This window comes from Thiohalocapsa sp., from assembly GCF_019695415.1.
Lineage (GTDB): Bacteria > Pseudomonadota > Gammaproteobacteria > Chromatiales > Chromatiaceae > Thiohalocapsa.
The window spans coordinates 1-9,177 of record NZ_JAIFKJ010000106.1 but is presented as its reverse complement, the minus strand read 5'-3'; the positions used below and the strand labels follow the sequence as shown (position 1 = coordinate 9,177).

At 67.2% G+C, this 9,177-nt stretch carries 8 protein-coding genes; 2 read left to right on the top strand and 6 right to left on the bottom strand.

All coding sequences use genetic code 11. From position 1 onward, the window contains the following. Together I6U14_RS02320 and I6U14_RS02315 are read left to right on the top strand one after the other, a co-directional pair. On the top strand, positions 1–896 hold an 896-nt coding region (locus I6U14_RS02320; protein ID WP_296896570.1), incomplete at its 5' end, for a ChaN family lipoprotein. A 157-nt stretch (positions 897–1,053) separates the two neighbouring features. Then, positions 1,054–1,275 carry a hypothetical protein gene (locus I6U14_RS02315; protein ID WP_296896569.1) on the top strand — a complete coding sequence of 74 codons (222 nt, stop codon included), beginning with the start codon at positions 1,054–1,056 and terminating at the stop codon, positions 1,273–1,275. A 152-nt stretch (positions 1,276–1,427) separates the two neighbouring features. Here the strand turns inward: I6U14_RS02315 and I6U14_RS02310 are convergent, their stop codons facing one another. The 6 genes from I6U14_RS02310 to I6U14_RS02285 all read right to left on the bottom strand — a co-directional run. Further along, positions 1,428–2,324, bottom strand: coding sequence for a prephenate dehydrogenase/arogenate dehydrogenase family protein (locus I6U14_RS02310; protein ID WP_296896568.1), 897 nt, complete (start codon positions 2,322–2,324; stop codon positions 1,428–1,430). Continuing rightward, on the bottom strand, positions 2,321–3,466 hold the full coding sequence (hisC, locus tag I6U14_RS02305; RefSeq protein WP_296896566.1) for a histidinol-phosphate transaminase: 1,146 nt from the start codon (positions 3,464–3,466) through the stop codon (positions 2,321–2,323). The genes I6U14_RS02310 and hisC overlap by 4 nt, the downstream gene beginning before the upstream one ends. A 162-nt stretch (positions 3,467–3,628) precedes the next feature. Further along, positions 3,629–4,714: a prephenate dehydratase gene (pheA, locus tag I6U14_RS02300; protein WP_296896564.1), complete on the bottom strand. Its 1,086-nt coding sequence runs from the start codon at positions 4,712–4,714 to the stop codon at positions 3,629–3,631. Between the two features lie 52 nt (positions 4,715–4,766). Continuing rightward, positions 4,767–5,960, bottom strand: coding sequence for a phosphoglycerate dehydrogenase (locus I6U14_RS02295; RefSeq protein ID WP_296896562.1), 1,194 nt, complete (start codon positions 5,958–5,960; stop codon positions 4,767–4,769). Positions 5,961–6,055: 95 nt separating this feature from the next. Further along, positions 6,056–7,150, bottom strand: a complete 1,095-nt coding sequence (gene serC, locus I6U14_RS02290) for a 3-phosphoserine/phosphohydroxythreonine transaminase (RefSeq protein ID WP_296896560.1) — start codon at positions 7,148–7,150, stop codon at positions 6,056–6,058. 353 nt (positions 7,151–7,503) lie between these two features. Beyond that, positions 7,504–9,177 (bottom strand): DNA gyrase C-terminal beta-propeller domain-containing protein (locus tag I6U14_RS02285; RefSeq protein ID WP_296896558.1); only part of this gene is annotated, 1,674 nt, incomplete at its 5' end.

Here is a 9,177-nt window from a genome sequence, read left to right as displayed (position 1 = left end):
TCGCCGCCGGCACGGCCATGTTTGCGCTGGGTGCCGGACTCATGTCCTTGGCGCTGGCACATACGCATCCCGATGTCGGGACTAGCATGGCAAGTCTCGTCGACCCGGCGGATCAGGCGCAGGTGACGACGCTGCTGGATGAGCTCGAGGGCAGCCGGGTGGTGATGGTCGGCGAAACCCACGACCGTTATGACCACCACCTGAATCAGCTCGCAATCATCCGCGGCCTGCACACCCGCGGGGTGCCGGTCGCCATCGGCATGGAGTGGTTCCAGCGGCCGTTCCAGGCACATCTGGACGACTTCTCGGCCGGCCGGATCAACCTGGCCGAGTTGCTGGAGCGCACCGAGTGGAGCGCCCGCTGGCGATTCGACGTGGACCTCTACCAGGACATCCTGCAGTACGCCCAGCGGCATGGCATCCCGCTGGTTGCACTGAACGCGGCCACGGAGACGGTCTCCGCCGTGTCCGACGGCGGCATCGAGGGTCTGGACGCGGAGCGGCGCGCGCTCTTCCCGCCGCGCATCGAGCTCGCGGAGGGAGCCTATCGCCGGCAGCTGGAGCGCATGTTCGCAATGCACGGCGCGACGACGCCCGAGCGCCAGGAGCGCTTCCTCCAGGTCCAGTATGTCTGGGACCAGACCATGGCCCTCACAGCGGGAGATTATCTGACGGCCCACCCGCAGCGGACGCTGGTCCTGCTGGCGGGTTCGGGTCATGTGCTGCACGACGATGCCATCCCGGAGCGCTTGCGGCGCATTCACCCCGCACTTCAGACGGTGGTGGTGACGGACATGGGCTACCTGCCGGCGGGTTCGGAGCCGGATTATGTCTTCGCCGCCCGTGATCTGTCGGTTGAGGACCGGGGGCGAGTGGCGGAGCTGGATCTGGAGTAGGTCGGTCTCGGCGGTGGGCCCGCTGCGCTTTGCGCACCCTACCCGGCTCGGCGGCCGCGCGGCCCGTTAGAACGTGGCGTAAGCGACAGATTCACCATGGACAATTGGGGAAATACCTATTAGAATTTGCTTAAATGCTGTCAGAGAGGACACAACCATGCTCAATTGTCGCTCCATGCGCGTCGCGGTGATCGTCTCCGGTCTGCTGCTGGCGGCCGGCCTGCTGCTCGGGCTGTTCGCGGTGGCGGCACCTCTCACCATGCCCTTCACACAGGCGGCCCTGATGCTGGTGCTGGCGGGCGCAGCCGTGCTCTCGGTGGCCTTCATCGACGCGCTGATGCCGGGCGCCGATCAGCGTCTGGACGGCTGTCAGCACTGACGGTCACCGCAGCACGTGCCGGCCGGCAACCCTTCATTGACGGCCAGACACGATGTCGGGCCTCCTGAGGTCGGCCCGACCCACGCCCCGTAGGTCGGTGCTGAGCGCTAGCGAAGCCCGACACCCGGACGCTGTGCGAGGCGGACGGGGACTCAGCCGGACGGCTCCGGCCCCTGCTCCGGCGATGAGACGCCGTCCACGTAGGCATCCCGTGCAGTCTTGGCGCGGGTGAAGATCTCCAGAAGGTGCTCGCCGTCGCGCCGGCGGATGGTGTCGGCGAGGTCCGTCATCTCTTCGCCGAAGCGCGCGAGCATACTGCTCAGGGCCTCGGCGTTGGCGATGCAGATGTCCCGCCACATGACTGGGTTACTGGAGGCGATGCGCGTGAAGTCCCGGAAGCCGCCGGCGGCGTATCGGAAGATCTCGTCGTTGTCCTGCTGACGCGCCAGCAGGTCCACCAGGCCAAAGGCGAGCATGTGCGGCAAGTGGCTGGTCGCGGCCAGCACCGCATCGTGGTGGGCTACGTCCATTTCCGTGACGACGGCCCCCGCCGCCTGCCACATGGCACGCACCCGGTCCAGGGCCAACACATCGGTCTGCGGCAGCGGCGTCAGGATAACCCGGCGGTTGTGATAGAGCTCCGGGAAGGAGGCGGCAACGCCGCTGTGCTCGGTGCCGGCGATCGGGTGCCCGGGCACCAGCCGCGCCGGCACCTCGCCGAAGGCGGTCGCCGCATCGGCGACGATGCTACCCTTGACGCTGCCGCCGTCGGTGATGACGGCGTCCTCACGCAGCCGCCCGTTGATGCGCTCAAAGACGCCGCGCACGGCACCGAGGGGAACAGCGACGAACACCATGTCCGCATCTTCGACGGCCTCGGCCGGATCGCGGGTGCAGCCGTCGATAACGCCCAAGTCGAATGCGAGCTCCAGGTTCGCCGTTGAGCGCCCGCAGCCGATGATCTCGCCCACGGCGCCGGCGCTGCGCAGCGCCCGGGCCAACGAGCCCCCGATCAGCCCGACGCCGATGATGGCAAGGCGCTCGATCACGCCCCCGCCTCCGCTGGCGCCGACGCCTCCGCCTCATCCAGCACCCGCGCCAGGGCCGCCAGCATCCGCTCGTTCTCGTCCGCGAGGCCGATGCTGATGCGGAGGTGATTGGGCAGGCCGTAGTTGGCGACCGGCCGGCAGATGACCCCCTCGCGCAGCAGCGCCTGATCCACCGGGCCCGCGGGACGGCCGAGGTCGACCGTGACGAAGTTGCAGACCGACGGGATCCAGTCGAGCCCGAGGCGCTCGAGGCCCGCCGTCACCCGGGCCATTTCCGCCCGATTGTGTGCGACGGAGCGCTGCACGTGGTCCATGTCGCCGAGCGCCGCTGCTGCCGCCGCCTGCGCCGGTTCGTTGACATTGAACGGGTGCCGGACGCGGTTCATCAGCTCGGCGACGGCCGGATGGCTCAGCCCATAGCCCACGCGCAGCGCCGCGAGACCGTGCACCTTGGCGAAGGTGCGCGTGACGACGAGGTTCGGGAAGTCCGCGAGCCAGCGGCTGGTGTCCGGATACTCGGGTTCCTCGACATACTCGAAATAGGCCTCATCCACCACCGCGATGACATGCGTCGGCAGCCCTTCCAGGAAGGCACGCAGCGGCTCGGCGGGGAGCCAGGTACCCGTGGGGTTGTTCGGGTTGGCAATCCAGACCACCCGCGTGCGCTCGCTGACCAGCGCCGCCATGGCTGCCAGGTCGTGCCCGTAGTCCCGCGCCGGTGCGACCCGGGCAGTGGCTCCTGCGGCCTGGGTAGCGATGGGATAGACGGCGAAGGCATGCTCGGAGAAGAGCGACTCGGCCCCGGGTTGCAGGAAGGTGCGCGCCACCAGGTCCAGCACGTCGTTGGAGCCGTTGCCGACAGTGACCTGCGCCGGATCCAGGCCATGGTGCTCAGCGATGGCACCGCGCAGCGCAAAGGCGCCGCCGTCCGGATAACGCCCAAGCGCCGCCGCACAGTTCAGATAGGCTTCACGCGCCGCCTCTCCGCAGCCGAGCGGATTCTCGTTGGACGCGAGCTTCACGGCCTCGCTGATGCCGAGCTCTCGCTCCAGCTCCGACACCGGCTTGCCCGGTACGTAGGGCGTCAGGCCGGCGATTTGGGGCGCGGCAAGGTGGAGGAAGGGGTGGTCGGCGTTCGTCATGGCGATCGATGGTCCGTCGTGCGCGGTGGATGCGGTGCCCTTTTTGCCATCAGTGCGCAGTGCGTAGTGCGAAGTGCGTTGTCGCGCGACCGGGTGCTGCCCCCGCACTGCGCACACGCCCGCGCAACAATGACAGAACGCCAGCATGCGCAACCAACAAGCTTAAAGAACGGCCTCAGGATACGACCCCAACACCTTACACAGATTCGCCGCGGTCTTGAGCTGCGCGAGCGCCCCCGCGACCTTCGGGTCGGTGCGGTGACCGCAAACGTCGACGAAGAAGACATAGTCCCATACCCCCTGTCGGGAGGGCCGGGACTCGATGCGGGTCATGCTGATGTGCTGCTCGGCGAAGGGGGTCAGCAAGCGGTGCAGACCACCCGCTTCGTTGCGGCAGGAGAGCAGCAGGCTCGTTTTGTCGCGGCCGCTGGGCGGGGCGTCCTCGCGGCCGATGATGAGAAAGCGGGTGGTGTTACCCGGCTCATCCTCGATGCGCTGCGCGAGGATGCGCAGATCGTAGAGCTCGGCGGCGGCCTCACCGGCGACGGCGGCAGAGTCGCCGGACCTGGCGGCAAGCTTCGCGGCCTCGGCATTGCTGCCGACGGCGATGCGCTCGGCGGCCGGTAGGTGGCGGTCGAGCCAGCCGCGGCACTGGGCCAGGGACTGCTGGTGGGAGTAGACCTTACGGACGGCGCCGATCTCCGTCGCCCGGCTCAGCAGGTGATGGTGGATGCGCAGCATGACCTCGCCGGCGATGAGCAGCGGTGAGCGCGCGAACATATCGAGGGTGTGATTCACCACGCCCTCGGTGCTGTTCTCCACCGGCACCACGCCGAAGTTGCAGGACCCCGCCTCCACCTCACGGAAGATGTCCCCGATGGTGCCGAAGGGCTGGGTGCGCACCGAGTGACCGAAGTGCTTCAGCGCCGCAGCCTGGGTGAAGGTGCCTTCGGGGCCGAGGTAGCCCACCAAGAGCGGCCGCTCCAGTGCGAGGCACGCGGACATGATCTCCCGGAACAGCCGGGCCATCTCCTCGTCGTCCAGCGGACCCGGATTCTGCGCCTTGATGCGGCGCAGGATCTCGGCCTCGCGCTCGGGGCGGTAGTAGTGCGTGGTCTGGCCGGCGGCGTCTTTGATCTTGGCGACTTCGCGCGCGCAGTCGGCGCGCTCGGAGATGAGCCGCAGCAGCTCCGCATCGATGGCGTCAATGCGCTCGCGGATGGGGGCTAGACGGTCTTCGCTGGGCATGGCCTAGGGCGCTCGAGCCGGGGCGGCAGGCACTGTTGGACGATCGTGCCGATCAGGCCTGCTCGCCGGCGGCGGCGCCTGTACCTAAGCAGCGTACCGAGAGCACGCCCTCGATGCCGGCGATCTCCCGAGCGGTGCCCTCGGGGCAGGGGCGGTCGACGTCGATTAGGGTCACGGCCAGATCGCCGCGGGAGCGGTTCAGCATATCGACGATGTTGAGGCCCGCCTCGGCGAGGTCTGTGGAGATCTGACCCACCATGTTTGGCACGTTGCGGTTGACGACGGCCATGCGGTGGCCCCCATTGCGCGGCAGGACGATGTCCGGGAAGTTGACAGAATTGGAGACGTTGCCGTCTTCCAGGTAGGCGCGCACCTGTTCGGCGACCATGATGGCGCAGTTGTCCTCCGCCTCGCGCGTGGAGGCGCCGAGGTGCGGCAGGGTCACGACCCGCGGATGGTCCTTGAGCAGGTTAGACGGAAAATCGCAGACATAGGCGTAGAGCTTGCCGGCATCGAGTGCCGTGACGGCCGCGTCGTCGTCGATGATGCCGCTGCGAGAGAAGTTGAGCAGCACGGCGCCGTCCGGCATGTTGGCGATGCGCTCGGCGTTGATCATGTGGCGCGTCTGGTCCGTGAGCGGCACGTGGAAGGTGATGAAGTCGGACCGCGCTACCAGGTCGTCCACCGAGAGCGCGGCCTCCACGTCGGACTGGAGCTTCCAGGCCGCGCGCACGGTGATGCTGGGGTCGAAGCCGATGACCTTCATGCCGAGTGAGCGGGCCGCATTGGCCACCAGCACACCGATGGCCCCGAGGCCGATGACGCCCAGCGTGCGCCCTGGCAGCTCCATGCCGACGAATTGCTTCTTGCCCGCCTCCACTGCCTTGTTGATGGCCGCATCGTCGCCTTCAAGCCCGCGCGCGAACTTGGCCGCCTGAGCGATGTTGCGCGCGGCGATCAGCATGCCGGCGAGCACCAGTTCCTTCACGGCGTTGGCGTTGGCGCCCGGCGCGTTGAACACGGCGATGCCGCGCTCGCTCATGGCGGCGACCGGGATGTTGTTGACCCCGGCACCGGCACGGCCAATGGCCTTGACCGTGCCGGGGATCACCATCTCGTGCATCTTGGCGGAGCGCACCAGGATGGCGTCCGGGTGCCCGACCTCCGAGGCAACCTCATAGGACTCCCGCGGCAGGCGGTTCAGGCCGGCAACGGAGATATTGTTGAGGGTTTGGATCTTGAACATGGGAAAACCAGTTTCGAGTATCGAGTGGCGAGGAGCGGCGTGGGTGTCGAGGGCGCGATCTCTAAACTCGCACATCGATACTCGCTGCTCTTTGATTAGCCTCTGGTCCGCTCAAATTCGGCCATGAATTGGATCAGCGCGTCGACACCCGCCTCCGGCATCGCATTGTAGATGCTCGCGCGCATGCCGCCGACCGAGCGATGGCCCTTGAGAGTGAGCAGCCCTGCGTCCTGGGCGCCGGCGAGGAAGTCCGCGTCCAGGCTCGCATCCGCCAGCGTGAAGGGGACATTCATCCAGGAGCGGCAGTCCGGCTGCACTGGATTGGCGTAGAAAGCCGAGCCGTCGATGGCGGCGTAGAGCTTGCTCGCCTTGCGTTGGTTGATCTCGGCCATGCCCTTGAGGCCGCCCAGGTCCTTAAGCCATTGGAACACCAGCCCTGCCAGGTACCAGGCGTAGGTGGGCGGGGTGTTGTACATGGAATCATTATCGGCATGGGTCTTGTAGTCCAGCATCGCGGGGGTGCCCGTGATGGGCTGGCCGATAAGATCCTCTCGGACAATGACCAGCGTGAGCCCGGCGGGGCCGATATTCTTCTGTGCGCCGGCATAGATGATGCCGAACTTGGACACGTCGATGGGACGCGACAGGATGGTGGAGGACATGTCCGCCACCAACGGCTTGTCGGTCTGCGGCACGTATGGAAACTCGACGCCCTGGATGGTCTCGTTGGGGGTGTAGTGCAGGTAGGCGGCATCCGCGGAAAGGCTCAGCTCATCCTGCGCCGGCGCACGGGTAAAGGTGCCGTCCTGCTCGGTGCTGGCAGCGATGTTGACGGCCGCAAAGCGCTTGGCCTCCGCGATGGCCTTCTTGGACCAGCTGCCCGTGTTGATATAGTCGGCCGCGCGTTCCGCGGGGCTCGCGCCGCGCAGCAGGTTCATCGGCGTCATCGCGAATTGCAGCGACGCGCCGCCTTGCAAGAACAGCACCTTGTAGTTGTCCGGCACCGCAAGCAGCTCGCGCAGGTCGGCTTCAGCCTGCCCGGCGATGGACAGGAACTCCTTGCCGCGGTGGCTCATCTCCGCCACGCACATGCCGCTGCCGTGCCAGTCGAGCATCTCTTCCCGGGCGCGCTGGAGGACGGGCTCCGGCAGCATCGCCGGGCCGGCGCTGAAGTTGTAGGGTCTGGACATTGTTGGGCTCCGTTTAGGGACTTGCGCGAGCGCGTCAAACGATCACGGGAAGTGCAACCGGCATGAGCGCAGGGGTTAGGGCCGAGGCAGTCCTTAGCGTGGCTGAGCACAGCGAAACCCACCCGGGCCGCGGCGGCCGATCGCTACACGAGCTGGACTTGGCTGCGCTTGTCCACCCTAAGCTCCGCACCCTCGCTCTCACTGTGGCTCCCGGGCTCCGCCCGGGAACCCGGCTGGGGGGGCTCTGCCTCCCGAAGCACGCTGGCGAGGCAGAGCCTCGCGATCGCATTCCCGGGCGGAGCCGGGGAACGAGCGCGGCCCGAAGTGGCGACGCTTCGGCGTCGCGCTCCGGGTTACGCCTCGGAAGGCCCGTTGGTCGCGTCGCCCGCCTCGTCGTCGGCTTCGCCGCCGTTGCTGTCCGCCTCGTCGCCAGTATCTCCGTTGAGGGCGACGATGCGCTCAATGCCGGCGAGCTTCTGGTCTTCGCCCAGGTTGATGAGCTTGACGCCCCAGGTGTTGCGGCTCATGACATTGATACCGTCCACGGCGGTGCGCACCAGCGTGCCGGCCTCGGTGATGAGCATGATCTCATCCCCGGGGCGCACCAGCACGGCGCCGACTTGCTCCGCATTGCGCTCGCCGATGCGCATGGAGATGACGCCCTTGGTGCCGCGGCCCTTGGTCGGGAACTCCTCCACCGGGGTACGCTTGCCGTAGCCGTTGGCGCCGACGGTGAGCACCGTGCCGGGCTCGGCTACCAGCAGGGAGATCACGCGCTGGCCGTCTTCCAGCGAGATACCGCGCACGCCGTGCGCCGTGCGGCCCATGGAGCGGACCTCGGACTCGTTGAAGCGAACGGCCTTGCCGGCACTGGTGAAGAGCATCAGATCCTGCCGGCCATCGGTGACGGCGACGCCGATCAGGTACTCGTCTTCGTGCAGGTCGATGGCGATGATGCCGCGCGACAGCGGCCGCGAGAAGTCCTTGAGCGGCGTCTTCTTGACCGTACCCTTACTGGTGGCCATGAACACGAAGCTGCCTTCTTCGTATTCCGGTACCGGCAGGGTGGCGTTGATGCGCTCGCCCTGTTCCAAGGGGAGCAGATTGACGATGGGCCGGCCGCGGGCGCTGTGGCCCGCCTGGGGCAGCTCGTAGACCTTGAGCCAGTACACCTTACCGTGGCTGGAGAAGCAGAGCACGGTGTCGTGGCTGTTGGCGACGAAGAGGCGGTCGATGAAGTCCTCGTCCTTGGTGCTCGCTGCGCTCCTGCCCTTGCCGCCGCGGCGCTGCGCCTGGTACTCCGACAGCGGCTGGGCTTTGACATAGCCGGCATGGGAGAGGGTGACGACCACGTCCTCCGGCGCAATCAGGTCCAGAAGAGTCAGGTCGGTTTGATCCTGGACGATCTCGGTCCGGCGCTTGTCGCCGTACTGCTCTTTGATGGCTTCGAGCTCCTCGCGAATCACCTGCATGAGCCGGTCCGGGTTGCGCAGGATATCCAGCAGGTCCGCGATCTTGTCCAGGATCTCCTCGAATTCCTTGAGGATCTTGTCCTGCTCCAGACCCGTCAGGCGTTGCAGCTGCAGATCCAGGATGGCGCGGGCCTGGCGCTCGCTTAGTTTGTACTGACCATCGTCGCCCAAGCCGAAGCCCTTCGCCAAGTCGTCAGGGCGGGTCTCCTCGGCGCCGGCGCGCTGCAGCATGCCGGACACCGCGCCCGGCGGCCAGGTGCGCGCCATGAGGCCCTCGCGGGCGGCGGCGGGGCTCTCGGAGGCCTTGATGAGTGCGATGACCTCGTCGATGTTGGCCAACGCAACCGTATAGCCTTCCAGGATGTGGGCGCGCTCGCGGGCCTTGCGCAGCTCGTAGATCGTTCGCCGCGTAACGACGTCGCGGCGGTGGCGTAGGAAGTGCTCCAGGGTCTGCTTGAGCGTCAGCGTGCGGGGCTGGCCGTCCACCAGCGCCACCATGTTGATGCCGAACACGGTCTGCATCTGCGTGTGCTGATACAGGTTGTTCAGCACCAC